This is a genomic window from Stenotrophomonas sp. GW821-FHT02D01 (assembly GCF_059421765.1).
The window spans coordinates 77,484-102,277 of sequence record NZ_JBWKVP010000012.1 but is presented as its reverse complement, the minus strand read 5'-3'; the positions used below and the strand labels follow the sequence as shown (position 1 = coordinate 102,277).

The window sequence follows — 24,794 nt, the reverse complement described above, 5'->3', positions numbered from 1 at the left end:
GCGCCCCCAATGGCGGCAATGTTCTTCCAGGGAACATTGGGCAGCTTCATGGCATATTCGCAGATAGGCGGTAGTGCAGTACCGGCATCGCCGGGCCCGAATGGTCAGCCGCCGGGCTCGACGGGCGGAGGTCAGAGTTACAGACCGGAAGCGCCATCGTCGGCTGCGGGATCGCAGTTGGGCGGAGGGCAGGGGGTAATGCCAAGATTGCAAGGCGGGTATGAGCCTCAGCAGCCGTCTTCCGGCGTCAGGGGGAACGCCAATTCAGGAACTGCCTAGTCCGATTACTTGGGTGGAGATGTTGGAGGTACGTTAGCTATGAAGTTGATTGCATATTGGGTGCTGCTTGTCTCGTGTCTTCTCCTGCTGGGCGGTATTGATCGTGCGTGGGCGGAAGGAAACTGCCCGCCTGGGTATTACCCTATTGGCGGGCAAGGTGCACGGGGATGTGCGCCGATTCCCGGAGGTGGCGCTGGAAGCACTGGCTCCTCGGAGATCCGTCTCGCAACTCCGACCGGTAAGTGGACCAAAACCTGGGGCGCAGTTGCGGAGTCGAAGAGCACTCAGGATGCTGGGGTTTCAACGGGGTTGCGATCCAAGAATGAGGCCGAGCGCGAAGCAGTTTCAAAGTGTGGAGCGTCAGGTGCCCGAGACTGCACAGTCAGCATGAGCTATTTCAATCAGTGTATTTCCTGGGTCATTCCAAGCGGGCGATCCGGTGCAGGGCGTGCGGGACTTGGGACAGGGGCTACCCCTGAGTTGGCGCAGGTCGCTTCGCAATCCATGTGCCGCAATGATCGTGCAGGACAATGTGAGGTGTTCTACTCGAACTGTACCAAGCCATTATTTGATGAGTTCTGACAGAGGGCGTACGGCAAGGCAGGTCAGCGCAATGGCGCACACGAGGCAGAGGCCAGGCAGGCTACGCGTCTGACTCGCCGGGTGTGCTGAACCGGACGCCGAGTACATCACTCCTGGCGCGAGCAGGTCTCAGGGAACAAGGACAGTCGTGAATCCCAAGCCCCGCAATGGGAGTGCTTGAGTCCCATTGGCCTTTCGCCAGAGGGGTATGCCAACGTCGTAACCAACTGGTTTTGGTAAGGCATTGTGGCCTTGAGGGTGGCGCGTGAAACTGCACGTTGGCCCGGATCGCGTGCAACGGGCCTCGGGCCTCTAGCGCTGAAGTTGACGCTGGTACGTGCGCACCCTGTATCGGATGATGGCGGTCGAGAGATTGGAGGACGTTGGAGAATGAAGCTTCAACATCACGTAGTTTCCTTATCGTTCCTTTTCCGGGGGCCACGGAGTTCATCGCAAAGCCGCTCGACAAGCGAGGCGCGTCCACGGGAACCGCAAAGGATGGCCGCATGGTGGCCAACATGGCCCAGTCTTGGAGCAAGATCGCTGCAGGCAGTGCGCCCAAGGCCTACGCGATCCATATGGGCTTGAACGAGCGTGATGCACGGGACACCGCGGTCAGCCAGTGGGGGGCAGGTGACTGCAAAGTGGTGGCTGCGTTCATGCTTGGCCAGTGCGCCGCAGTGGTCCGTGCCCGCAGCAGGGGCAGTGACGTTGTGCAGACCTATTCTGCCGTGGCCGGGACGCTGCCCGAAGCGGAGGAAAAGGCAGTGGGAGAATGTATCGATGCCGATGCGAAAGCCTGTCCGCTGGTATTCAACAACTGCATGTGACGCTACGGGCGATTTGGGGGCGCTGCGCCGCCCGCGTCCCTCTTACTTCGTGGATGTAGACCCTGATTTTGTGACTGGTGGCTCCATTTCAAGCTTGCGCTCTTCGACGCAATAGACCTCCTCGCGCTAAGCTCTCCTCGCGTCAGAAAAATGACGCTTCGGCGCTACCGATTGCAGGAGCTTTTCCGTCCATGAGGACCCTGTCTGCCCGTCCGACGGGTGACGCTTGCCACCATCGCTGCCACGGTGCTCCCGGAGCTATCATCCGCATCTGCAGGGTGACCGGCGCGGCCGGGCAACGCCACCGTGCCCGCCACCAACGCGGGCATCGGCAAGACGACATTGAAGGAGTGGGAGGGGATGGACGACAGGTTTGGCGCACACATGGACGATGCCCTGGCATTCGTTCCGTCCGGTGCGAACCTGCTGGAAGCCGTCAGGGGCGAGCTCAACGGCGATGGCATCGAGTACCAGCTGCTGGTCATCGACCAGCCGACGCCGGAAGGGCTGGTGCCCGGCCAGCACGGACCAAACCGGGTGCTGCTGTTGCTGCGCGGTGACGGGCGCGGGCGCTGGCAGCTGGCCGCGCGCAACGACAAGCTGGTGCCGTGTTCCACCCGCGGTGGCCTGGCTGGCGACCCTTTTGCGTATGCAATGGTTGAGGAAGACACCTTCAGCGTGATCACCAACGGCGGCAGCCGTGAGCGCTGGAGCAGCACGTACCGGTTCCGCTACGCATCGGCGGACAAGTCCTGCTGGGTGGATGGGGTGAGACGCAAGGTCGTGGATATCGAGACTGAAGCGACCAACATCCGGGACTTCTCGGTGGCGGAGCTGGGCAGGGTGCGGTTCGAGGACTTCGACCCGTCCAGTGTCGCCGAGGTGTCGCTTCCATGAGCCAAGCTCCAACCGGCGGAAAGGAATCCGCGCTGATGAACATCCAGGAGTTGCACTGTGTCGACCGATAGAGAGTCGCAACTGCTGCGGCAGGCGACCAACGCCGGCATCGACTCCCCCCTTGAACTGGCCAATTTCATGGCCCAGGCAGGGCACGAGTCGCGCGGCTTGAGCCGGCTCAACGAGAGCTTCAACTACACCCGGGGCATCTCGCAGATCCCGGTCGAGGCGGCGTGGCGCAATGGCACCGAGGCGCTGGAGTCCGCGCGCCAGGAAGCCCTGCGAGGGCGTCCGGATGACCTAGCCGAGCTGATGTATGGCGGCCGGATGGGCAATGACGCGCCCGGAGATGCGCTCAAGTACCACGGGCGCGGTTATCTGCCGCTGACCGGTAAAGAAAGCTACGAGCGCGCCGGCACTGCGCTGGATCTGGATCTGGTCAACCAGCCCGAGCTTGCATCGCAGCCGGAACATGCAGGTCGCATCGCGGTGTGGCAGTGGCAGAACCGTGTGCCGGAACACGCGCGCGAGGACGTGCGCGAGGCGACCTACGCCATCAACGGAGCCGTCAACGGGGTGGAGGACCGGCTCAAGCGTTTCGAGGCGTGGCAGCAGAAGCTGACCCCTGACGTGATGGACCGGCTTGCCCGCGGCGAAGTGGGGGAGCGCGCACAGCTGCCCGAGCCCGCGCGCGATATGTCCGATCCGTCCCATGCCGGCAACCGGCTGTTCACCGACGCTCGCGGCCATCTACAGCAGATGGGGCCGCAGAGCGGTCTGCGCAGCCAGCAGGAGCTGGACAATGCGGCCGGCGCCCTGGCGCTGAGCGCGCAGAAGGCCGGCATGAGCCGCATCGATCACGTGGTCGCGGGCACCGACGGCAGGGCACTGTTCGCGGTGCAGGGCGCCATGGGGGACCCGGCGATGCAGCGCTCGATGGTCGAGCGTGAGGCCGCCACGCAGCTGCCGCTGGAGCAGAGCAGCCAGCAGTTGGCGGCCGAAGCCTCTTCCCGCCAGGAACAGGCTGCTTCGGTCACCCGCGAGCAGGAGCAGAATCGCCCGCGATCGCTGTAATCTGGGCACCGCTTGCAGGTCGGAGACCGGCGGGCCCATCGCACGACACCGAGCACCCTCGGGTGCCTACATGGATCTCTTTGTAAGGACACAACATGCGAAACACTTTCCCGCGTTCCAAAGTCGCCCGGCGTGGTCGCGCTTCGGCATTGTGGTTGCTGCCGCTGGGACTGGCTGCCGCCATGACCCACGCACAGCAGGCACCGGACGCCCCGACGATTCCCGCCGTCGAGGAGGCTGTGCCAGCACCGGTAGTGGCCGCGGCTGACGCGCAGACGGCCGCTGACACCGCAACTGATGCCGTAGCTGCACCGGCTCCCGTCGCCGCGCCTGAGCCGGTGCCTGCCGTCGTGGCTGCACCTGTGCCTACGGCGGAGTCGTCCATGCCGCCCGCACCCGCACCCGCAGCGCAGCCGACGGCGACGACGGACGTCGCCCAAGACGCTGTTGCCGCCGAACCCGCGCTTGCGCCAGCGCCTGCAGCAGCACCGGCAACACCAGCGGCCGATGTTGCCTCCTCCAATGTTGCGCCAGCTACGCCTGTCGCAACAGCCGCTGTCGCAGCCCCATCGCCGGCTCCCGCGCAGGTGGCTGCGCCCGTTGCCGCTGCTGCACAGGTGCCCGACACCGCACTGGCCCCGGCACCCGTCCCGCCGCCGGCCCCAGCCCCCGTCGCACCACCGATCGTCCCGCTCGCACCAGACCAGGCCGCCGAGCGCCAGCTCGGTGCGCGCTGCCCGGTCGATCTGGCCGGGCGCCTGGCGCCGCAGGGTGATCTGATGATCGGCGCCTGCCAGGGCACGCTGCCACCACACCTGGCGGCGCTGCTGGTGGCCTTGCCTGAGCCGGACATCCACCTGCCGCGCAGCTGGCGCGAGCGCGAAGTGCGCCAGAAGGCGTGGTTCAAGGCCGTGGCCGGCATGGGCCAGCGCCCGGACTTCATCGCCCGCCTGGGAGACATCTGGGTCCGCTCGTTTGAAGGCGCGGATGCGTCGACGACCACCTACCTGGTCTCGGCGCCGTTCGACTGTGCCGATGGCGCATTGCCAAACGAGAACACCGCAGAGCCCGTCCGACTCGCAGCCGGCAGTTGCGGGCAGGCCTACGTACGCCAGCGCGTGTACCAGGTTGGCAGCGATGGCGTGCCGCAGGACATCACCGCAACGGCAATGCCGGCGGCACCGTCGATCACCGAGGCCGATCGTGCCCGTCACCGCGCCCGCGAAGGCAAGGTCAGCCTGGATCACAGCAAATTGCAGTATGGGCCGGCGATGCGCTGGTTCGTGCAGTACCCGGAATCACCTCAGAAGGCCGGTCCGCACAGCTTCAGTGACTGGAACCGCGAACATCTGGCCTTCGTGGTGTGGAACGGCACTCGCTTCGAGCTGCGCGATACCGTGACGCGCGCGCAGTGGCCGTGTGATCCGGTGGCGCCGGGCGACAAGGCCTGTGGCGGCTTCCCGGACTCGGGCCCGGATGCGTACGTGCTGGCAGGGCCGGCGGCGAACTCGGCGGTCTCCAGCCCCTGATCGACCTCGGAAATGACGGGAGCCGGCAGTGCCGGCTCCCGTTTTTCATTCCAGCAAGCGTCTCAGGCGTGCAGGCTGCGTTGGGTCGCCTGGGTCTGTTCCAGCTGCTGCTCGCGTGCCTGGGCTTGGCCGGCAGCCTGCTGCTCGATGCGCTGGCTGCTCTGCTCAAGCGGCGTATTCATCGCAACGGCCGTGTCCACCGATACACGCAGATGGGCAGGGTCCCCCCCTGGGCCCTGCACCGCGAAGCTGCGCGAGGCATCGGCGTTCATCACCACTTCGTCGATGCGCTTGCCGCCCGCGGCGTGCATTTCGGCGGCCAGGCTGCCAGCCAGCTGCGTACTCATCACATCCGGCACGCGGCCGACGCGCACGTCCTGCGCATGCACGCCACGGATCGCGTCGTTGAATAACGGATTGCCCAGATGATTGGCATCGTCCATGCGCAGCATGCTGGTGTGATGGCCGTTCTTCTCCGCTTCGCGGCGTGCCGGCTCACCGGGCTGCAGCGGGCCACGGATGTGGTCGTACAGATCGATGGCGCCGCCGGGAATGCCGCGCGCTGCGCGGGTAACGCCACTGCGCAGGGATTCCACGTCGTCGCGGTACTCATCGATCATCTTGGCGTTGTCTTTCGCCAGCTGCTGCGTATCCGGATGTTTCAGGACCGAGCCGTCGCCGAGGAAGTTGCCCAGCTTGTGCGCGCCGAACGAGCTGCCTGCTGCAAGGATTGGACGATCCGGGATCAGGTCGCGCAGCGGGTGGTTGCTGAAGCCAGCCGCTGACAACCTCTTGATCTCATCCGGGTTGGCGTAGATGCGTACCTGGCCGAAGTGGGGCGAAGCAGCACTGACCGGATCGGACGCCATGACGTGGTTGATCATGGTGTTGCCGCCTTCGGGGATGCGGTAGCTGAGGCTGACCGCACCATAGGCGTTGAAGGTCTCACCCTTGACGTTGAAGTGGTGCGAGGTGATCTGGGCAAGGGCGCCGCCGAGGGAGTGGCCGGTGACGGTGACCTGGGGAGTATGTCCACCATTCAAGCGGGACTGAAGTGCGGCAGATTCAAGCGTTCTCTGGGTCAATGCGATCGCGTCAGGTGCCTGTACATTGGTGCGCGCTACCACCATGCCGCCATCGGTCAGGATCGCATCGCGGGCAATATCCTCCGTGCCACGATGGGCAATGACGATCTCTTTGCTGTCTACGCGCTGATAGACGGTGCCCTGATAGCCGTTGAGCCGGTTGTCGACATGCTCGAGTATTTTGTACTCATGGCCGTTGAGCGTGACCTTTTCTTCCTGGCCGGGTGCACGTCGGCCGACGGCGCGGTCCTTGTAGGCGTCATCGGATAACGCAGCGTAGTCCTGGGAGGTGATGGTCACGGTGCCACCTCACTCGCAGAAAGGCTGATCGTGAACAGCTTGTCCTGCAGGTCGGCGGCATAGCCGCTGCGATCAGGCTCACCACTGGCCGGGAAATTGGGAACGCGATCTGCCCGCGGATAGACCAGTTCCGGATAGTAGAGCGTATGCGCGCTGCCGTCGGTCAGCGGCTTGGCATCGACGAAGGTCAGGAAGCGAGTTTCGTCTTCGGCGCCGGTTGCTTTCAGCATGGCACCGGCTCCGCTGAATTCCCATCTGCAGACGCCGCGGCCGTAGTAGTCCTCATCCAGCATACGGTCCACATACAACGTGCCGCGATACTCGCCATCGGCCACCTTGCGCAGCTCCACCGGCTCCTGGCTGGTGATGCGCGCGGCGGTGCCGGTGGCGGGCTCGATGTGGCCGCACTGGTCTTCGTTGATGACGTCGTACTGCGCAACGCCCTCGACCACCGCGAAATCTCCGGGGGCATCCTTCAGGCGCAGCACCAGTTCATAGGCCTTGCGCGGGCTGGGGTTGAGCTTTGCGAGGCCACGCCCGCCCTGGGCGACATCGGCTTCGGCAGCGGCACGTTCCTGGTTCATGGCGGACTCCGGGTTGCAGGCGGTCAATAGAAGCAGAGCAAGGCACGGAAGCATCTTGGGGCGCAATGTCGGCCTCCCTGGGGCATAGAGGGATATATGGAGCAGGCCACTCTCCGCGCGAGATTCTGCGCAGTGATCATGGTTGAGAGTAACGCGTCACGCAGATCGACCCGGTAGAGCGTCGGGTTTTCCTCGCCGCTTGCGCCATATCCGGCAATCTCTTCGATGCGCGGGGGACATGCATCAGGCGCGATTCGACGTTCATGCGCTCCCTTTGGCGTGATACGGCGTGGTACATCCATGTCCATGCATCCTTCCCTGGTGACAGGTCCGGCGATTATGGAGTGCCCGGGAAAGCTGGCGCCAGCCGTCTCTGGACAAGGGGGGCGATTTATTGACGCATTCGGCGAAGGGTGATGCCAGTGAATCGACTGCGGCACAGGCGATTCGATAGCGCCAGGGCGTTTCAATGTCGCGATCGGCTCTCACTATCAATTTGTGACTTGAATCATGAATTCACACCTTCCTTGCCCTGACAAAGTGCCTGCCATGAACCTTGCAATCCGCCCAGAATCCATCGACGACCATGTTGCCATTCACAAGCTCACCGAAATGGCGTTCCGCGATGCTGTCCACAGCAGCCATACCGAACACCACATCGTTGACGCATTGCGTGAGCGCGGCGAGCTGAGCATGTCGCTGGTGGCAGAGGATGCGGGCCTTCTGGTGGGTCATGTCGCGCTGTCCCCGGTCAGCGTGCAGGACGGCAGCCAGGGCTGGTTCGGGCTAGGGCCGATTTCGGTGCTGCCGCAGCAGCAGGGGCGCGGCGTGGGCACAGCATTGATGCGGGCCGCGATCGAGGCTCTGCGCAAGAGGGGCGCGCGGGGCTGCGTGCTGTTGGGCGAGCCGGCCTACTACGGGCGCTTCGGCTTCCGTGCCGTGCCGGATCTGGTACTGCCCGGCTTACCGGCGGAGTATTTCCAGGCTCTGTGCCTGCAGCCACCGATGGCACAGGGGGAGGTGCGTTACTCGCCGGCGTTCGACGTGGTTGCCTGACCGGGGAACGGCCGGCGTTCCAACCGCCGGTCAGCCTGGATGGCGCAGGTGGATGAGGGGATACGGACGACCCTGCGAATCCACCGGCGAGCGTCCGGTTTCGATGAAACCCATGCGCCGATAGAAGCCCACGGCCTGCGCATTCTGCGCGTTGACGTCGGTGGTCAGTTGCGGCTGCAGTGCCAACGCATGCTGCAGCAGCTGGCGGCCGATACCAGTTCCGCGCAGGTCGGGATCGATGAACAACGCTTCCATGTGCGAGCCGTCGATCAGCATGAAACCCTGCGGCTGGTCCTGGTCGCCGACGGCCACGACCAGCGGGGTCTGTGGCAGGAAGCCGGCAACTTCAGCATCGATCGCCTGGCGGTCATCGGTACTGAGGAAATCATGGGTAGCATCGACGGCGCGACGCCAGAGATCGACGAGAGCGTCACCATCGGTGGCGCGGGAAGGGCGCAGGGTGGTCATGGGATCGGCCAAGGTGCTTTGCAGTACCCGGATTGTACCGGTGCGATGTCCGCAAACAGAAAGCCCCGCCGAAGCGGGGCTTTGGATGTCACCGTTCGCTGCGCCTTACTGCACGGTGCAGCCGGACAGTGCCGGGAAGCCGATGACTTCGCCATTGCCGGTGCAGGCCAGCGTGACCTTCTGGCCCTTCTTCAGGGTGGCAGCCACGTCCTTGGGCAGGTCGCTGGCCTGTACGAAGCCGAACGGCTTGGCGCTCAGCTGCACGACCGGCTTGTCCATGAAGTCCGAGCTGATCGAGTCGACCGTGCCGGAAACCAACAGCGCCTTGCCCTTGTACTTGCCATCGGCAGCGATCTCGTTGTCCTGGTAGTCGCTGAACATCGTGGTGGCGGTCACTTCCACAGCCGAGGCGGAGGCCGCAGCGGCATCGTTGGTGACGGCGGTGGCTGCAGGCTCTGCAGCCTTGGCGGCAGCATCTGCCTCCGCAGCGGCGGACGAGACGCTGGCTTCAGCAACGGCCGCATCGTACTGGCCCTTGCTCTGCGCGCTGATGCCGCTCACGGTGCCGGCAAAGATCGCCAGGCCGACGAAGTACACGATCGGCGAAACGATGATCGAGCCCAGCAGCTGGAACAGGCCCTTCATGGCGCCGCCCTTGGCCATCGCGACGATGGCGAGGATGAAGGCCACCAGGTTCAGAGGCCAGCCCAGGAACAGGCCCAGGCCGGGGAACGGGACGAGGAAGCACAGCCAAGCGATCGCCAGCGTGATCCATGCGGCTTTTCCGGCAGGGCTGGCCTGCACGGTGGTATCTGCAATTGCGTTCAAAATTACCCCCTGTAGAGATCGAAAGGTGAATTCGCTGCCGACAATGGCAGCGCGCCATCGTCAATGATTTGAAAGCGCGGGCGCAGCGTGAAGGAGTCTTCACACAAGATCAAGCGGCGCTGCATCGTCATCCGAGCGCGGCGCTTCGCATTCTGGTATCGGAAGCGCCAAGGGGGCCTGCGTTACACTAGCCAGGCGCTCAATACTTGAACCCGAGAAACGCCATGACTGATGCCTTGGGCGTGCCGGTGCACGACGTCGACGAGAGCTGGATGCGTCACGCACTGGCATTGGCCGAACGCGCACAGCGCGAGTTCGACGAGATCCCGGTCGGTGCGGTGCTGGTGGGTGCCGACGGTCAGCTGCTGGGCGAGGGCTGGAACCTCAACATTGCCTCGCACGACCCCAGCGCGCATGCCGAGATCGTTGCCATGCGCGAGGGCGGACGGACGCTGGCCAATCACCGCCTGATCGGCAGCACGCTGTATGTCACCCTGGAGCCGTGCGCGATGTGCGCGATGGCGATCGTGCACGCACGCGTGGCGCGCCTGGTCTACGGTGCCAGCGACCCCAAGACCGGCGCCTGCGGCAGCGTGTTCGATCTGGTCGCTGATGCCCGCCACAATCACCGGGTGGAGGTCCATGCCGGTGTGCTGGCCAAGGAAGCGGGCAACCGGCTGACCAACTACTTCAGGGCCAAGCGTGGCAAGCCGCCGCTGCTGCTGGAGGACCACGCTGGCGAGGGCTGAGTGGCGAAAGGGTATGATGGCCGCCACTTTCCTTTACCGGCCGGCCTCGTGCCTGCCCAGCAACGAGGCGACACGATGGCAGAGAACGGCGCGGCCAACGAGCGGCTGATCTGGATCGACCTGGAAATGACCGGGTTGGATACCGACAACGATTCGATCATCGAGATCGCCACCGTGGTCACCGATGCCCAGCTCAACGTGCTGGCGGAGGGCCCGGAGTTCGCCATCCATCATCCGCTGGAAACGCTGGAAGCGATGGACGAGTGGAACCGCAACCAGCATCGTCGTTCGGGCCTGTGGCAGCGCGTCATCGACAGCACCACCACGCTTGGCCAGGCCGAAGCGCAGACCGTGGCCTTCCTGGCGCAGTGGATTCCGGCCGGCGTGTCACCGATGTCGGGTAACTCCATCTGCCAGGACCGCCGCTTCCTGCACCGGCAGATGCCGAGGCTGGAAAAGTACTTCCACTACCGCAACCTGGACGTGTCCACGGTGAAGGAACTGGCCAAGCGCTGGGCGCCGACCGTGGCCGCGGGCGTAGGCAAGAACAGCAACCACACCGCGCTGAGCGATGTGCACGATTCGATCAACGAGCTGCGCCACTACCGCCAGTTCATGGGAGCGCTGTCGGGCCTGCCGAGCCCTTGATGGGTAGTGCCGGCCGCTGGCCGGCAATCCCGCGGCGTTGGTGAGGATCAGGTGTTGCCGGCCAGCGGCCGGCACTACGCTCCGTTCAACTCCACGGCGCTAAGATCGGCCGCATGAACGAGCCCATCCTGCTGCCCCGCGATATCGCCCACGACGCTGGCGACTGGTCTGACCTGCAGCGGGCGGTAGCGCTGCTGGAAGCCCCCACGATCACCGCGCGCATGGCCAACCTGGTCGGGACGCCGCTGGAGTTCGCGGTGAAGGCGCTTCCCACCTCGGTGTCCAACCGCATCCACGGTGCGGTGCAGGCGGCGTTGTCCAAATCCGTGCAGGCCGCGCTGTGGAGCATGGACAACACACCGGGTAAGGGTGCTTCGACGCGCTGGCACAAGCTCGCGGCGGCGACGTCCGGCGCGGTGGGTGGGGCGTTCGGTTTCGCTGCGCTGTTCATCGAGCTGCCGGTGTCGACCACGATCATGATGCGCGCGGTAGCCGACGTTGCCCGCAGTGAAGGCTTCGATCTATCGCAGTTCAGCACCCGCCAGGCCTGCCTGGAGGTGTTCGCACTGGGCGGCAATTCGCCGCGCGACGACGCCAGCGAGACCGGTTACTACCTCGCCCGTGGTTTCACCACCGATGTCATGCGCCACCTCTCGGCCGAACTGGCCGGGCGCGTGGTAACCGGGCGTGACCTGACCCTGGGCGTGGCGCCGAAGGAGGCCGGCAAGCTGTTGGCCAAGCTGGTGGAAAAGGTCGCCGCCCGTTTCGGCGTGGTGGTCACCGAGAAGTTTGCCGCGCAGGCGGTACCGATCGTCGGTGCGGCAGCCGGCGCGACGCTCAACACCATGTTCACCGACTACTACCAGGACATGGCCCGTGGCCATTTCATCGTGCGCCGGCTGGAGCTGAAGTACGGCGAAGAGGTAGTGCGCACTTGCTACGACCGCATCGCACACGGCGGGGCGTTGATCGAGCCGACGTTGTAACGATGGGGTCGGAGGGAAGGGCTCTGATCCTTGCCTGCCAGGCACAACTGTTTTGCGCGGACGCGCCTGTTGCGCGCGCAGCGCCATCCCCATCCTTGCCGGCAATCCCCCGCAAGAGAGTGCCGCCATGTTGTTCACCCCCCACCGCCTGGGCGCGCTGACGCTGCCCAACCGTATCGTGATGCCGCCAATGACCCGCTCGCGTGCGGCTGCCGGCAATATCGCCACCGCGCAGATGGCCGAGTACTACGCCCAGCGCGCTGGTGCCGGGCTGATCGTCAGCGAGGGCACCCAGATCAGCCCGCAGGGCCAGGGCTATGCCTGGACCCCGGGCATCCACAGCGACGAACAGGTGCAGGGCTGGCGCAGGGTCACCGATGCCGTGCACGCGGCGGGTGGGCGCATCTACGCCCAGCTCTGGCATGTCGGCCGTGTCTCCCATGTGGCCCTGCAGCCGGACGGCGCGGCGCCGGTCTCTTCTTCGGCCCTGCTGGCCGAAGGGGTGAAGGTCTTCGTCGACCCGACCGGCGCCGGTCCGGAATCCGGCGTGGGCGAAATGATCCAGCACTCGATGCCGCGCGCGCTGGGCGAGGACGAGATTCCGAGCATCGTGGCCGACTATGCGCAGGCCACCCGCAATGCACTGGCTGCCGGATTCGATGGCGTCGAGCTGCACGGCGCGAACGGCTACCTGATCAACCAGTTCATCGACTCGCAGGCCAACCAGCGTACCGATGGCTATGGCGGCGCGCTGCAGAATCGCCTGCGCTTCCTGCGTGAGGTGGTGCAGGCGGTGGTCGATGTCGCTGGCGGCGAGCGAGTCGGCGTGCGTCTGGCGCCGCTGACCACGCTGCAGGGGGCGGTGGATGACACGCCGCAGGCGACCTATCTGGCTGCCGCGCACCTGCTGGGCGAGCTGGGTGTGGGTTACCTGCACATCGCCGAGGCCGACTGGGAGGATGCCCCGTTGATGCCGGTGGCGTTCAAGCAGGCGCTGCGGATGATCTATCCGGGCACGTTGATCTACGCCGGCAAGTACACCGCCGAGCGTGCCGCGCAGGCGCTGGCGGAAGGCTGGGCTGATCTGATCGGCTTCGGTCGGCCGTTCATTGCCAATCCCGATCTGCCCGAGCGCCTGCGTACCGGCGCGCTGTTGAATTCGCCCGATCGCGCGACGTACTTCGGCGGTGGCGCGGCGGGATTCACCGACTATCCGGTGCTGGAAGAAAGCGTCGCGGCTTGATCCGGGAGGTTGCCGGCCAGCGGCCGGCACTACCGGGGTACGGGGATGGGGTGGGTGCCGACCGTTGGTCGGCACTCCCGGTCAGGGCTTGTCGCGCACCAGTGCGTCAGCCTCGATCACGCCACCATCCTTGCCATGCAGGTACAGGTGCATGTCCTGCTGCGGATACGGGATGTTGATGCCGGCCTTGTCGTAGCCCAGCTTGATCTGCTCCAGCAGGGTGACCTTGGTGCCGAAGTGGTCGGCCGACTTCACGTAGCAGCGGATGCCCAGATTGATCGCGTGCGCACCCAGCTCGTACACCACCACGTCCGGTGCCGGCGTCTGCAGCACGCGCGGGTCGGCCTTCATCAGGGCCAGTGCGGTATCACGCGCCAGCTGGATGTTGTCTTCGTAACCGATGCCCACCACCAGTTCGACGCGACGGGTGGGCTCTGCCGTGAGGTTGATGATCGGTGCGGCGGTGATCAGCGTGTTCGGAATGGTGGTGTGCTGGTTGTCGGCACCGGTGATCACGGTCTGGAAAATGCGTACTTCGCGCACCGTGCCGGTCTGCCCGGCGATGGTCACCACATCACCCACGCGGAACGGACGCAGGGTCACCAGCATCACGCCGGAGGCGATGTTGGACAGCGAATCCTTCAGCGCCAGGCCAACGGCCAAGCCGGCGGTACCGAGCACGGCCAGCAGCGGAGTGATCTGCACGCCGAGCGTGCCGATGGCCAGGATTACCACGATAACCAACGAGGCCGCGTAGACCACGTTGCGAAGGAAGCTGCCCAGCATCGGGTCCACGCCCATGCGCGAGGTGGCGCGCGGCATGGCATTGGACAGCCGTCGTGCCACCCACATGCCGACCAGCAACACGACGATGGCAGCGAGCAACGGCACGCCGTAGGTCTCCAGCAGGCGTTCCCAGTCGAGTGAGCGGAACCAGGAGGTCGTGGCGGGGGAGGGTGGGGCAGCGGCGATCATGCGGACTCCTTTGCAACGGGAACAGGTGCGACGGAAACATGGCGTACGCGGACGCCAGAAACAGCAAGCCCCGCAGAGGCGGGGCTTGCGTGCAGCTTCAGTATGGGCAGACGTCGATGAAAGCGACGTCAGCCATCACACGTCAACAGGTCAACCTTTGGCCTTCAACTTGGCCAAGCGCAACCAGGTATCGACCACGGTATCCGGATTCAACGACACCGACTCGATGCCTTCCTGCATCAGCCATTCGGCCAGATCCGGATGATCGGACGGGCCCTGGCCGCAGATGCCGACGTACTTGCCCTTGGCCCGTGCCGACTTGATCGCCATCGACAGCAGCTTCTTCACCGCCGGGTTCCGCTCATCGAACAGGTGCGCCACGATCGACGAATCGCGGTCCAGGCCGAGGGTCAGCTGGGTCAGGTCGTTGGAACCGATCGAGAAGCCGTCGAAGATCTCCAGGAACTCATCGGCGAGCAGTGCGTTGGACGGCACTTCGCACATCATGATGATCTTCAGGCCGTTCTCGCCCTGCTTGAGGCCATTCTGTTCGAGCACCTGGACGACCTTGCGGCCTTCTTCCAGGGTGCGCACGAACGGGATCATGACCCACAGGTTGTCCAGGCCCATCTCGTTGCGCACGCGCAGCACGGCCTTGCACTCCAGCGCGAACGCGGCCGAGAAGCTCGGATCGACGTAACGGCTGGCGCCGCGGAAGCCGATCATCGGATTCTCTTCGTGCGGCTCGTAGTTGCTGCCGCCGATCAGGTTGGCGTACTCGTTGGACTTGAAGTCCGACAGTCGCACGATCACCGGGTTTGGCGCGACCGAGGCGGCCAGGGTGGCGATGCCTTCGGCCAGACGGTCCACGTAGAAGCCGACCGGGTCGGAATAACCGGCGATCTTCTCGTCGATCTTCTTCTTCGTCGCCGCATCCTGGCGGTCGTATTCCAGCAGCGCGTTGGGGTGGATGCCGATGTGGCTGGCGATGATCATTTCCAGACGCGCCAGGCCGATGCCCGCGTTCGGCAGCTGGCCGAAGTCGAAGGCACGTTCCGGGTTGGCCACGTTCATCATGATCTTCAACGGTGCCGGCGGCATGTTGCCCAGATCGGTGGTGGTGCGCTCGAAGCCGAGCTTGCCTTCGTAGATGAAGCCGGTATCGCCTTCAGCGCAGCTGACGGTGACCAGCTGGCCATCCTCGATGACCTTGGTGGCGTTGCCCGAACCGACCACGGCCGGCACGCCCAGCTCGCGCGCGATGATCGCCGCGTGGCAGGTACGGCCGCCGCGGTTGGTGACGATCGCCGAGGCACGCTTCATCACCGGCTCCCAATCGGGATCGGTCATGTCGGCAATCAGCACGTCGCCCGGCTGCACGCGGTTCATGTCTTCCAAGGTCTTCACCACGCGCGCCACGCCGGCACCGATCTTGGCGCCGACGGCACGGCCTTCGGCGAGAACGTTGCCGCCCTTTTCGGTCAGCGCGAAACGCTCGATCTGGGTGGCGTGGCTGCGCGACTTCACGGTCTCCGGGCGCGCCTGCACGATGAACAGCTTGCCGCTGACACCGTCCTTGGCCCACTCGATGTCCATCGGGCGGCCGTAGTGCTTTTCAATGGTCAGCGCCTGGCGCGACAGTTCGGCCACGTCTTCATCGTTGATCGAGAAGGTGCTGCGCAGTTCGGCCGGGGTGTCCTCGATCCTGACGCGCTCGCCGGGGACATCCGAGTACACCATGCGGATCGCCTTGCTGCCGAGCGAGCGGCGCAGGATCGCCGGCTTGCCGGCCTGCAGGGTGGGCTTGTAGACGTAGAACTCGTCGGGGTTGACCGCGCCCTGCACGACCATTTCGCCCAGGCCGAACGAGGAGGTGACGAACACCACGTCGCGGAAGCCGGATTCGGTGTCCAGGGTGAACAGCACGCCGGACGAGCCCACGCCCGAACGCACCATCAGCTGCACGCCTGCGGACAGGAACACGTCCTCGTGCTTGAAGCCGTGGTGCACGCGGTAGGCGATGGCACGGTCGTTGTACAGCGAGGCGAACACTTCCTTGACCTTGTGCACGACGTCGTCGGCACCGGTGACGTTGAGGAAGGTTTCCTGCTGGCCGGCGAAGGACGCGTCGGGCAGGTCTTCGGCGGTGGCCGACGAACGCACGGCCACGGCCACGTCGCCGCCGCCGTTCTCGGCGCTCAGCTTGGCGTAGGCGGTGCGGATGTCCTGGTCCAGCTGCGGCTGCAGCGGCGCGTCGATCACCCAGCTGCGGATCTCCTTGCCGGCTGCGGTCAACGCGTTGACGTCCTCGACGTCCAGCGTGGCCAGCTTGTCGAAGATGCGCTTGGACAGGTCGTTGTGCGCGATGAAGTCCTTGAAGGCTTCAGACGTGGTCGCGTAGCCTCCCGGAACGGAGACGCCCAGACCGGCAAGGTTGCCGATCATCTCGCCCAGCGAGGAATTCTTGCCGCCTACGCGGGCCAGGTCGGCCAGACGCAGTTCGTGCAACCACAGGATGTTCTCGTTCAAGCGCGATGCTCCGTTTGGCCATCGCCCGAGGCGGGCTTTGATGGCCGCGTCCGTAGGAAGAAGCCGATATGATGCCGGGCAGACCGCTGTCGGCACAAGCTTGTGTTGACGGCCCTTTTAGGCTTCGTAGGGGGTAAAAGCGCGCATGTCGACCATCCGTCCGGTGTTCTACGTTTCCGATGGAACCGGTATCACCGCTGAAACCATTGGGCATAGCCTGCTGACCCAGTTCTCCGGGTTCAGCTTCATTACCGACCGGATGTCATTTGTCGATGACCCGGAAAAAGCCCGTGAAGCCTGTGCCCGGATCCAGGCAGCGGGGGAGCGCTACCAGGTCCGGCCGATCGTGGTGAACTCCTGCGTGGACCAGAGCCTCAGCCTGATCCTGGCCGAAAGCGGGGCGCTGATGCTGGATGTGTTCGCCCCGTTCATCGAGCCGTTGGAGCGCGAACTGTCCAGCTCGCGGCTGAACCGGGTGGGCCAGGCCCATGGCATGGTCGACTTCGACACCTACCACCGGCGCATCAACGCGATGAACTTCGCACTGACCCATGACGATGGCATCGCGGTGAATTACGACGACGCCGACGTGATCCTGGTAGCGGTGTCGCGGGCGGGCAAGACGCCTACCTGCATCTACCTGGCCCTGCATTACGGGGTGCGCGCGGCCAACTACCCGTTGACCGACGAGGATCTGGAGAGCGACCGCCTGCCGCCACGGCTGCGCAACTATCGACGCAAGCTGTTCGGCCTGACGATCGACCCCGACCGCCTGCAGCAGATCCGCCAGGAGCGCCGGCCCAATTCGCGCTACGCCAACCTGGACACCTGCAAGCGCGAGGTGGCCGCAGCGGAGGTCATGTTCCAGATGGAACGCATCCCGACCCTCAGCACCACCCATACCTCGATCGAGGAGATCTCCAGCAAGGTGCTCGGCACGCTGGGGCTGCAGCGCGAACTGTATTGACGGGGGCGCCACGACCACCGTTGTGGCCTACCTGCGCGGTTGACGGGTGCGCTACGACCCACGGTCGTGGCCTACCTGCGCGGTGGGTATCGACCGTTGGTCGATACAGGGCCCCTTTGGCCGGGGCCGAGCAGTCCCCACGTTGAAGGGCCAACGTGTAGGATCAACCCATGGCCCGAGCATTGCCCCGTACCGAGCGCATCCCCCGCCTGAGCCGGCTGAGCTGGCTCATGGGGCTGTACGCAGAGAACTACCGTCACCTGGTGCGCCTGTTCGCGCCGGCCGAGCTGGTGGCGGGAAGCTACGTCTCTTCGGTGGGTGATGGCCTGGACGTGCGCCTGGACGTGATCGAGTGCCACCGCTACACCGTGGAGCTGCGCCTGACCTATGACCTGGCCGACCCGGTGACCGGTGAACCGGACCCATCGGCCTTCGTCCGCCTGTACCGGGACGCGCGCCAAGCCGAGACTACCCATTGCTACGTCGGCCGCCGCTGGCAGGACACCATGGGCCTGTACCCACCGCCGGCGGAGCTGATCAGCCACCGCATGCGGATGAACACCTTCCTTGGCAAATGGCTGGAATACCTGGCCGAACGCGGCCATGGCGTGGCCACCCTGCGTCGTGACCCTGACGGCAACGCCGTGGGTGAGGGCGACCGTCGCCTGTCGCTGGTGCGTTGATCGGCCATAATCCACGGCTGACCCGCCGCCGGATCCATACATGCCGTATACCCCGATCGTCGCCACCCTGGGCTATGTGCTCTCGCCCGATCGTCGCCAGGTGCTGATGATCCATCGCAATACCCGGCCGGGCGACCACCACCTGGGCAAGTACAACGGCCTTGGCGGCAAGGTCGAGCCGACGGAGGACGTGGCCGCCGGCATGCGCCGGGAAATCGCCGAGGAAGCCGGCATCGACTGCACTGCCATGCGCCTGCGCGGCACCATCAGTTGGCCGGGTTTCGGCAAGCACGGCGAAGACTGGTTCGGTTTCGTGTTCGTCATCGACAGCTTCGAGGGTGCCCCGCACGGCGGCAATCACGAGGGCACCCTGGAGTGGGTGGACGTGGACAAGCTGGACCAGCTGCCGATGTGGGAGGGCGACCGCAACTTCCTGCCGCTGGTGTTCGATGCCGATCCGCGCCCGTTCCACGGGGTGATGCCTTATCGGGATGGACGCATGCAGAGCTGGTCCTTCAGCCGGCTTTGACACAACCGGCACTACCGTGCTTCCCGGTAGCGCCGTGCCCGGCCGGCACTACCGCCGGCGCGCCAGCAGCAGGTGGAAGTGCTTTTCCCGCTGCTGGCCGTCATTGCCGGCCGTGCATTCGCGATGCGAGCGCCATGCCGTGACGGTGAAGCCGGACACCCGCAGCGCCAGCTCCACTGCGTCCAGCTCATGCAGCTCAAAGTCCTCGGCAAAGGGCAGGCTGCGCATGAATCCGGCATCGCCGAAGGCCAGGCATAGCCGGCCGCCGCGATGCAGCACCCGTGCCAGTTCATCCAGCACGGGGGCCAGGTTCGGCCAGAAGTACAGGGTGTTGACCGCCAGCGCAGCATCGATGCAGGCATCAGCCAAGGGCAGGGCATGGGCATCACCTTCGCGCAGCGCGGCACGGCCAGCCAGGCCGCTGGCGGCAAGGTGCTGGTTGCCGGCATCGACCATGGCACTGGACAGCTCGACACCCACGTAGCGACTGCCACTGGCCTGCAGCAGCAGCGGCGCAAAGGCGGCGTTGCCTGGACCGATTTCCAGCACCTGCTCTCCGGCAGCGACAGCCAGCAATGCGATCGCCGCTTGGTTGAGGGCGCCGTTGCTGCGGTTCATCGATTCGCCCACGGCCAGCGCGGCCTCGCCATGGGGCTGCCGCAACTGCGCGGCCAGGGTGCGTGCATCCAGCATCAACATCGTCCGTCGGTAAGGAGTCGGACGTGGCGGCGGCGGGTCCGCCGCAGACCATAGCGCCAGCCGATCGGCTTGGGAAGTAGGGAAACCCCGGCCCGAGGTGATGAGGAAATGTCCAGCGTCGCAGTCGGTGAGAACCACTTGTCCACAGGGGGTGTGGATTACGCGTGGGCAACTTTGTGGATAAGCGCTGACAGGCGCCACCCCCCTAGGCTGTCAAGATGGGTGGCGAAAAATTCACCGCTGGTGAGGATCGGTGAGTGAAGGGTGAAGGTCAGGGGCAGCCCACGCTGTTGCCGGTGGCGGCGCTCGCGGTACCCTGTGGGCCTTGATGCCCCGTGAGACTTCATGAAACGTCACTTCTCGATGCTGCGCGAGTTCCATCTGGCGGACTGGTTCACCCTCGCCAACGCTTTCTGCGGCACCGGCGCGGTGTTTGCCGCAATGCGTTTCCTGCAGGATGGCGAGCGCGGCTACCTGCTGTTCGGCATGGCGCTGATCCCGCTGGCTTTCATTTTCGACGCACTGGACGGCCGCATCGCGCGCTGGCGCAAATCCAGTTCGACCCTGGGCCGCGAGCTCGACTCCCTGTCGGACGTGATTTCCTTTGGTGTCGCACCCGCAGCGCTGGCCTATGCCTGTGGCATGCAGGGCGGCTGGGACTGGCTGGTGCTGAGCTACTTCGTCTGCTGCGGCGTCAGCCGCCTGGCCCGTTACAACGTGACCGCCGAGGCGATGAGCGGTGACGAAGGCAAGGTGAAGTACTTCGAGGGAACGCCGATTCCCACCAGCCTGGCGCTGGTGATTGTGCTGGCGATCGCCGCCGGCACTGATGCCATCGGCCACGACCTGTGGCTGGGCCAGTGGCAGATCGGCCCCTGGCAGCTGCATCCGTTGGTGCTGCTGTTCGCGTTGTCCGGGTCGCTGATGATCAGCAAGACCCTGCGCATTCCCAAGCCATGACCCAGCCCTGCGGAGGAGCGCGATGAGCAGCTCGGCCAATGACGCCGGCAGCAGCGATTTCGAGAACCTCGCCCGGCAGTACTTCGGCGCCTGGGGTGATGCCTTGCGCCATGCAGCCGTGCCGGGAACCCCGGCTGGCGACGACCCGGGCAGCTGGAAGCGCCTGTTCGACTGGTGGGGCCAACTGCTGCCCGGGACCGGTGCTGCCGCGCCCGAAGAGGCGGTGCGGCGGTTCCGCGAGCAGGCTGGCAGCTGGTACGGCACCATGCAGGAAGTCGCTGCACGCTTTGCCGGCCGCGATGCCAGCAGTGCCGAGGTCGCCCAGGCCTGGCGTGAAGCGGTGAAGGGGCAGGGCGACGGCATGCTGCAATGGATGCTGCAGGGGGCCCGCGGCAGCACCCATGTGGACGCTGCTCCGCCCGAGTTTACGGCGTGGTTCCAGCAGTTGCAGACGCTGGCTGGCCCTTGGCTGCAGAGCCCGGCGTTCGGGCCCGGCCGCGAGCACCAGGCACGGTGGCAGGCCCTGCTGCGCGCGCAGGAGGAGTACCAGCAGCATTCGCAGGCCTATGTCGAGCAGATCAAGCAGGCACTGGAAGAGGCGTTCGACCTGTTCGAGCAGCGCCTGGCCGAACACGAGCAGCCCGGCAGCCAGCTGACCAGCGCCCGGGCGATGTTCGATCTGTGGATTGAAGTGGCCGAGGAGGCCTACGCCAAGGTGGCCATGTCCGAGCCGTTCCAACAGGTGTATGCCTCGCTGGGCAACGCACAGATGCGCCTGCGCGCAGGCCTGCAGCGCGAGGTTGAACAGATGAGTGAACGCATCGGCCTGCCCACCCGCAGCGAGATGGATGCCGCCCACCGTCGCATCGCCGAGCTCGAGCGCAGCCTGCGCCGGGTGCAGGCACAGGTGGCGGTGCTTGCCGGTACCGATACGGTCGATCCGGTGGCCCAGCCGGCGCCTGCCAGGGTCAAGCCCGCCGCGCGCAAGCCTGCGGCGAAGAAGGCGGCGAGCAGGGCCGCGCCGGTGAAGAAGCCTGCAGCGAAGAAGGCTGCAGCGAAGAAAGCGTCAGCGAAGAAGTCCACCACCCGCGCGACCACGCGGAAGTCGTAAGCCATGAAAGGACCGCTGGGCTTCAATGCCGATGACCTGATGCAGGAGACCCTGGCCATGCAGCGCAAGCTGATGGAAGGGTTGAAGCTGTTGCCGCAGGTGGAGGATGTCGACTATGGCGCCACCGCCCGCGAGGAAGTCTGGCGCGATGGCAAAGTTGTGCTGTATCGCTTCGTCGGCGAGAACGCGCCGGTGCGCCGCACACCGCTGCTGATCGTGTACGCACTGGTCAACCGCCCGTACATGGTGGACCTGCAGGCCGATCGGTCGCTGGTGCAGAAGCTGCTGGCCTTGGGCCAGGACGTATATGTGCTGGACTGGGGTTATCCGGACCGTTCCGAACGCTACCAGACGCTTGAGGACTATCTGCTGCGCTACATCGATGGCGCGGTGGATGCGCTGCGCGCGCGCAGTGGTGGAACGGTCGACATGCTCGGCATCTGCCAGGGCGGCGTGTTCGCCCTGTGCTACGCCGCGCTGCGGCGGCAGAAGCTGGGCAACCTGATCACCATGGTCACCCCGGTCGACTTCCAGACCGCAGACAACATGTTGTCGCACTGGGCCCAGCAGGTGGATGTGGATCTGCTGGTGGATACGCTGGGCAACATCCCGGCCGATCTGATGAATGCCAGCTACCTGATGCTCAAGCCATTCCGCCTGAACGTGCAGAAGTACGTGGGCCTGCTCGACATCCTCGATGACAAGGCGGCGCTGGAGGATTTCCTGCGCATGGAAAAGTGGATCTTCGACTCGCCGGACCTGGCGGGTGAAGCCTTCCGTGAGTTCATCAAGCAGTTCTACCAGGGCAACGGCCTGGTCAATGGCACCGTGCGCATCGGCGAAGAGGCGGTGGATCTGTCGCAGGTGACCCTGCCGGTGCTGAACATCTACGCCGAACAGGATCACCTGGTGCCACCGGATGCATCACGCGCGATGCGTGGCCGGCTGGGCACGGAGGACTACACCGAATCCAGTTTCCGCGGTGGGCATATCGGCATCTACGTCTCCGGCCGCGCGCAGCGCGAAGTGCCGGCGACCATCGACAACTGGCTGAAGGAACGCACGCCATGAAACATTCCCCTCTGTTTGCGCTTGCTCTGGCCCTTGCGCCCGGCGTCGCCAGCGCTGCGCCGAGCGCCGATGCGCGCCGCGAGATCGCGCAGTTGATCGGAAGCCTGGATGGCTCCCAGTGCCAGTTCCAGCGCAATGGCAGCTGGTACGGTCCCGCCGATGCGCGTTCCCACCTGCAGCGCAAGTACGACTACCTGCTGAAGAAGAACATGGTCGACACCGCCGAGCAGTTCATCGAGCGTGCCGCGAGCCAGAGCAGCATGAGTGGCAAGGCGTACCGGATCCGCTGCCCCGGCCAGCCCGAACAGACCTCCGCGGCGTGGTTCGGCGCCCGCCTGCAGGCCTTGCGCCAACGCACGCCGTAGACATTGCAGGCGCTACAGTGGCAACAGCCAGTCAGCCGGGAGACCTCGCCATGAACGCTGTGCCGCGCACCCTGTCGCGCTCGCTGAACGACCGCATGATTGCCGGGGTCATGGGCGGCATCGCCCATCGTTTCGGCTGGAACCCGACCCTGGTACGGGTGCTGTACGTGGTGGTCTCGCTGGCGTCGGCCGCCTTCCCCGGCATCCTGGTCTACCTGCTGCTGTGGCTGCTGATCCCCAACGAGGCGGATTGAACACCGCGTCCCGTCCCTGGCCGATCTGGCTGCGCGCGTTGCAGGTGCTGGGCGCGCTGTGGACCGTGCCCAATACCCTGATCGGCCTGCTTGGCGGTCTGGCCGGGTTGCTGGGTGGTGCGAAGATGCGCTGGAGCGGTCGCGATTGCGCGGTGGTGTTCGACCATTGGCCGTGGGGCCCGGGCGGAGCGATCACCCTGGGCAACGTGATCCTGCACACCGGCCACGATCTGGGCATGTGCTGCCGTACCTACGCGCATCAGGCGGGGTGGGGCGTGGAGCCGTTGATCCGGCTGGATGACCATGAACGTGCGCACGTGTACCAGTATCTGGTGCTGGGGCCGCTGTACCTGCCGGTGTATCTGCTGTGTGGTGGTGTCAGTGCGCGTAATCCGTTCGAGCGTGCGGCCGATCATTACGCGCGGTTCGGGCACGGCTGGTGGCCGTAGTTTCCAGCCAACGGCGCAGCCCCTCGTGGGTGGTCGCGTAGAGCGATTCATGTGATTGGGCCGGGCAGGTGGGTTGCGCAGGGGCCGCTGCAAGTACGTCCCTGTAAGCTCGGTCGCCGCATCCATGCGGCTCACGCCCCTGCGCAACCCACCTGCCCGACCCCTGACAGTTTCTCGGCGCGTCCACCCACGGACAAAGAAAAAGAACAGCAGAAGCGGGTCGCGCGCTGTGCTTGCTCGTATAGAGCCGAGCATGGGCTCGGCTCTACAGGAAACGGCCAGCCAGGCCGCTTTTGCTTTTGATCTTCTTTTTCTTTTCCGTGGGTGGCAGACCGCAGAAATCTGTCAGAGGGCGGCCGGGTTGGGTTCGCGGGGGTGTCCGCGGCATGGATGCCGCGGCCAAGCCTCCAGGGACGGATTCACGGCGTCCCCCGCGAACCCAACCCGGCCGACCAGCGCGACGGCTTTTGCATTCCGCGACCAACCAACCCACCCGCGAGGGGCTGCGCCGTTGGCTGAAAACCCCTCTATTCGTTAGTCGGAAGTTAAAGATCCGTAAGCGTTCTGCTGCTATCCCGCAGTCATCTGCATGCAACCGATCGTCATTAGTCTTCGTGACGTTCCAGTCAGCTTGGTCGCGGTAAGCTCTATCCCGATGAGCCAACAAGTACCGCTCATCGTGTGCAGTACGCAGTAGCAATTTGGAGGAAGACATCACATGGCAATCGTTCTTTATGTCGGTGGTAGCAAGGATGGCGAGAAGGGCGTGGTGCCCTACGGCTTCAGCAAATCCCGCGCCGATACCGCGCTGGGGCCGGAGTTCTACACGGAGCGGTTCATGGAACTGCAGGGTGTCGGCAAGGTCCGCCTGATGGCGCTGGAGAGCCTGCGTGACGACATCGTCATGCAGCGTGCCGCCCGCCACTACCGCTGACCTTCGCAGCACGCGGCAGGACGCGCTCCACCATCGCGCGTCCGCGCCGGCATCCCAGCCCCGGGGCCAGTCCGAGCCCCTTTTGCCAGGATGCCGGCGTCCCATCCGGACCCGCCGCCTGAACCGCCGC

27 protein-coding genes are annotated in these 24,794 nt (G+C 65.2%); 20 read left to right on the top strand and 7 right to left on the bottom strand.

Annotation, left to right across the window (positions count from 1 at the left end; all coding sequences use genetic code 11):
• Positions 1-318: 318 nt before the first annotated feature.
• The 5 genes from AC07UW_RS18480 (at position 319) to AC07UW_RS18460 (ending at position 5,191) form a co-directional block, all read left to right on the top strand.
• The gene (locus AC07UW_RS18480) at positions 319-861 is read left to right on the top strand and encodes a DUF4189 domain-containing protein (protein WP_100436494.1); all 543 of its coding nucleotides are present in this window, start codon (positions 319-321) and stop codon (positions 859-861) included.
• Positions 862-1,367: 506 nt separating this feature from the next.
• The gene (locus AC07UW_RS18475) at positions 1,368-1,691 is read left to right on the top strand and encodes a DUF4189 domain-containing protein (protein WP_495212616.1); all 324 of its coding nucleotides are present in this window, start codon (positions 1,368-1,370) and stop codon (positions 1,689-1,691) included.
• A gap of 360 nt (positions 1,692-2,051) precedes the next feature.
• The gene (locus tag AC07UW_RS18470; RefSeq protein ID WP_223495479.1) at positions 2,052-2,588 is read left to right on the top strand and encodes a hypothetical protein; all 537 of its coding nucleotides are present in this window, start codon (positions 2,052-2,054) and stop codon (positions 2,586-2,588) included.
• Between the two features lie 57 nt (positions 2,589-2,645).
• On the top strand, positions 2,646-3,662 hold the full coding sequence (locus AC07UW_RS18465) for an XVIPCD domain-containing protein (protein WP_336029303.1): 1,017 nt from the start codon (positions 2,646-2,648) through the stop codon (positions 3,660-3,662).
• A 587-nt stretch (positions 3,663-4,249) separates the two neighbouring features.
• Positions 4,250-5,191 (top strand): hypothetical protein, encoded by a 942-nt coding sequence (locus AC07UW_RS18460; protein WP_336029299.1) that lies wholly within the window; start codon positions 4,250-4,252, stop codon positions 5,189-5,191.
• Positions 5,192-5,253: 62 nt separating this feature from the next.
• Here AC07UW_RS18460 and AC07UW_RS18455 read toward each other — a convergent pair whose 3' ends face one another.
• Together AC07UW_RS18455 and AC07UW_RS18450 are read right to left on the bottom strand one after the other, a co-directional pair.
• Positions 5,254-6,576 (bottom strand): XVIPCD domain-containing protein, encoded by a 1,323-nt coding sequence (locus AC07UW_RS18455; RefSeq protein WP_336029297.1) that lies wholly within the window; start codon positions 6,574-6,576, stop codon positions 5,254-5,256.
• Positions 6,573-7,226, bottom strand: coding sequence for a hypothetical protein (locus AC07UW_RS18450; RefSeq protein ID WP_495212615.1), 654 nt, complete (start codon positions 7,224-7,226; stop codon positions 6,573-6,575). Before AC07UW_RS18450 ends, AC07UW_RS18455 begins: the two co-directional genes overlap by 4 nt.
• 483 nt (positions 7,227-7,709) lie before the next feature.
• On the opposite strand from AC07UW_RS18450, the gene AC07UW_RS18445 reads away from it, so the two are divergent.
• Positions 7,710-8,216: a GNAT family N-acetyltransferase gene (locus AC07UW_RS18445; RefSeq protein ID WP_495212614.1), complete on the top strand. Its 507-nt coding sequence runs from the start codon at positions 7,710-7,712 to the stop codon at positions 8,214-8,216.
• A 30-nt stretch (positions 8,217-8,246) separates the two neighbouring features.
• Here the strand turns inward: AC07UW_RS18445 and AC07UW_RS18440 are convergent, their stop codons facing one another.
• Complete coding sequence (locus tag AC07UW_RS18440) at positions 8,247-8,684, bottom strand: acetyltransferase (protein WP_495212613.1); 438 nt, start codon at positions 8,682-8,684, stop codon at positions 8,247-8,249.
• A 105-nt stretch (positions 8,685-8,789) separates the two neighbouring features.
• The gene (locus tag AC07UW_RS18435; RefSeq protein ID WP_495212612.1) at positions 8,790-9,512 is read right to left on the bottom strand and encodes an OB-fold protein; all 723 of its coding nucleotides are present in this window, start codon (positions 9,510-9,512) and stop codon (positions 8,790-8,792) included.
• Positions 9,513-9,736: 224 nt separating this feature from the next.
• Here AC07UW_RS18435 and tadA point away from each other — a divergent pair, with 224 nt between their 5' ends.
• The 4 genes from tadA to AC07UW_RS18415 all read left to right on the top strand — a co-directional run bounded on the left by tadA (position 9,737) and on the right by AC07UW_RS18415 (position 13,138).
• The gene (gene tadA / locus AC07UW_RS18430; RefSeq protein ID WP_223495469.1) at positions 9,737-10,261 is read left to right on the top strand and encodes a tRNA adenosine(34) deaminase TadA; all 525 of its coding nucleotides are present in this window, start codon (positions 9,737-9,739) and stop codon (positions 10,259-10,261) included.
• Between the two features lie 75 nt (positions 10,262-10,336).
• The gene (gene orn, locus AC07UW_RS18425; protein ID WP_223495467.1) at positions 10,337-10,909 is read left to right on the top strand and encodes an oligoribonuclease; all 573 of its coding nucleotides are present in this window, start codon (positions 10,337-10,339) and stop codon (positions 10,907-10,909) included.
• A gap of 113 nt (positions 10,910-11,022) precedes the next feature.
• Positions 11,023-11,895, top strand: a complete 873-nt coding sequence (locus tag AC07UW_RS18420) for an EcsC family protein (RefSeq protein WP_100436490.1) — start codon at positions 11,023-11,025, stop codon at positions 11,893-11,895.
• A 127-nt stretch (positions 11,896-12,022) separates the two neighbouring features.
• A complete protein-coding gene (locus AC07UW_RS18415) occupies positions 12,023-13,138 on the top strand; it encodes an alkene reductase (RefSeq protein WP_495212611.1) in 1,116 nt (371 codons plus the stop codon).
• An 81-nt stretch (positions 13,139-13,219) separates the two neighbouring features.
• Here the strand turns inward: AC07UW_RS18415 and AC07UW_RS18410 are convergent, their stop codons facing one another.
• Together AC07UW_RS18410 and ppsA are read right to left on the bottom strand one after the other, a co-directional pair.
• Entirely contained in the window at positions 13,220-14,113 is an 894-nt protein-coding gene (locus AC07UW_RS18410; RefSeq protein WP_223495463.1) for a mechanosensitive ion channel family protein, read from the bottom strand.
• A 150-nt stretch (positions 14,114-14,263) separates the two neighbouring features.
• Positions 14,264-16,642 carry a phosphoenolpyruvate synthase gene (gene ppsA, locus AC07UW_RS18405; RefSeq protein WP_495212610.1) on the bottom strand — a complete coding sequence of 793 codons (2,379 nt, stop codon included), beginning with the start codon at positions 16,640-16,642 and terminating at the stop codon, positions 14,264-14,266.
• A 145-nt stretch (positions 16,643-16,787) separates the two neighbouring features.
• Between ppsA and ppsR the strand changes: the two genes are divergently transcribed.
• The 3 genes from ppsR to AC07UW_RS18390 all read left to right on the top strand — a co-directional run bounded on the left by ppsR (position 16,788) and on the right by AC07UW_RS18390 (position 18,821).
• The gene (gene ppsR / locus AC07UW_RS18400; protein WP_025879262.1) at positions 16,788-17,609 is read left to right on the top strand and encodes a posphoenolpyruvate synthetase regulatory kinase/phosphorylase PpsR; all 822 of its coding nucleotides are present in this window, start codon (positions 16,788-16,790) and stop codon (positions 17,607-17,609) included.
• 170 nt (positions 17,610-17,779) lie between these two features.
• Entirely contained in the window at positions 17,780-18,292 is a 513-nt protein-coding gene (locus AC07UW_RS18395) for a DUF1249 domain-containing protein (protein WP_230113319.1), read from the top strand.
• Between the two features lie 40 nt (positions 18,293-18,332).
• A complete protein-coding gene (locus tag AC07UW_RS18390) occupies positions 18,333-18,821 on the top strand; it encodes an NUDIX hydrolase (RefSeq protein ID WP_093819148.1) in 489 nt (162 codons plus the stop codon).
• 48 nt (positions 18,822-18,869) lie between these two features.
• Here the strand turns inward: AC07UW_RS18390 and AC07UW_RS18385 are convergent, their stop codons facing one another.
• Positions 18,870-19,520, bottom strand: a complete 651-nt coding sequence (locus AC07UW_RS18385; protein WP_312785655.1) for a class I SAM-dependent methyltransferase — start codon at positions 19,518-19,520, stop codon at positions 18,870-18,872.
• A gap of 345 nt (positions 19,521-19,865) precedes the next feature.
• Between AC07UW_RS18385 and AC07UW_RS18380 the strand changes: the two genes are divergently transcribed.
• The 7 genes from AC07UW_RS18380 (at position 19,866) to AC07UW_RS18350 (ending at position 24,664) form a co-directional block, all read left to right on the top strand.
• Entirely contained in the window at positions 19,866-20,480 is a 615-nt protein-coding gene (locus AC07UW_RS18380) for a CDP-alcohol phosphatidyltransferase family protein (RefSeq protein ID WP_025879258.1), read from the top strand.
• Between the two features lie 22 nt (positions 20,481-20,502).
• On the top strand, positions 20,503-21,591 hold the full coding sequence (gene phaE / locus AC07UW_RS18375) for a class III poly(R)-hydroxyalkanoic acid synthase subunit PhaE (RefSeq protein WP_495212609.1): 1,089 nt from the start codon (positions 20,503-20,505) through the stop codon (positions 21,589-21,591).
• 3 nt (positions 21,592-21,594) lie between these two features.
• Entirely contained in the window at positions 21,595-22,662 is a 1,068-nt protein-coding gene (locus tag AC07UW_RS18370) for a class III poly(R)-hydroxyalkanoic acid synthase subunit PhaC (protein ID WP_180830987.1), read from the top strand.
• Positions 22,659-23,027 carry a YfeK family protein gene (locus AC07UW_RS18365; protein WP_495212608.1) on the top strand — a complete coding sequence of 123 codons (369 nt, stop codon included), beginning with the start codon at positions 22,659-22,661 and terminating at the stop codon, positions 23,025-23,027. The genes AC07UW_RS18370 and AC07UW_RS18365 overlap by 4 nt, the downstream gene beginning before the upstream one ends.
• Positions 23,028-23,077: 50 nt before the next feature.
• Positions 23,078-23,281 (top strand): PspC domain-containing protein, encoded by a 204-nt coding sequence (locus AC07UW_RS18360; RefSeq protein ID WP_025879254.1) that lies wholly within the window; start codon positions 23,078-23,080, stop codon positions 23,279-23,281.
• Positions 23,278-23,730, top strand: a complete 453-nt coding sequence (locus tag AC07UW_RS18355) for a hypothetical protein (protein ID WP_025879253.1) — start codon at positions 23,278-23,280, stop codon at positions 23,728-23,730. The genes AC07UW_RS18360 and AC07UW_RS18355 overlap by 4 nt, the downstream gene beginning before the upstream one ends.
• Before the next feature lie 718 nt (positions 23,731-24,448).
• On the top strand, positions 24,449-24,664 hold the full coding sequence (locus AC07UW_RS18350) for a hypothetical protein (protein WP_025879252.1): 216 nt from the start codon (positions 24,449-24,451) through the stop codon (positions 24,662-24,664).
• Positions 24,665-24,794 lie beyond the last annotated feature (130 nt).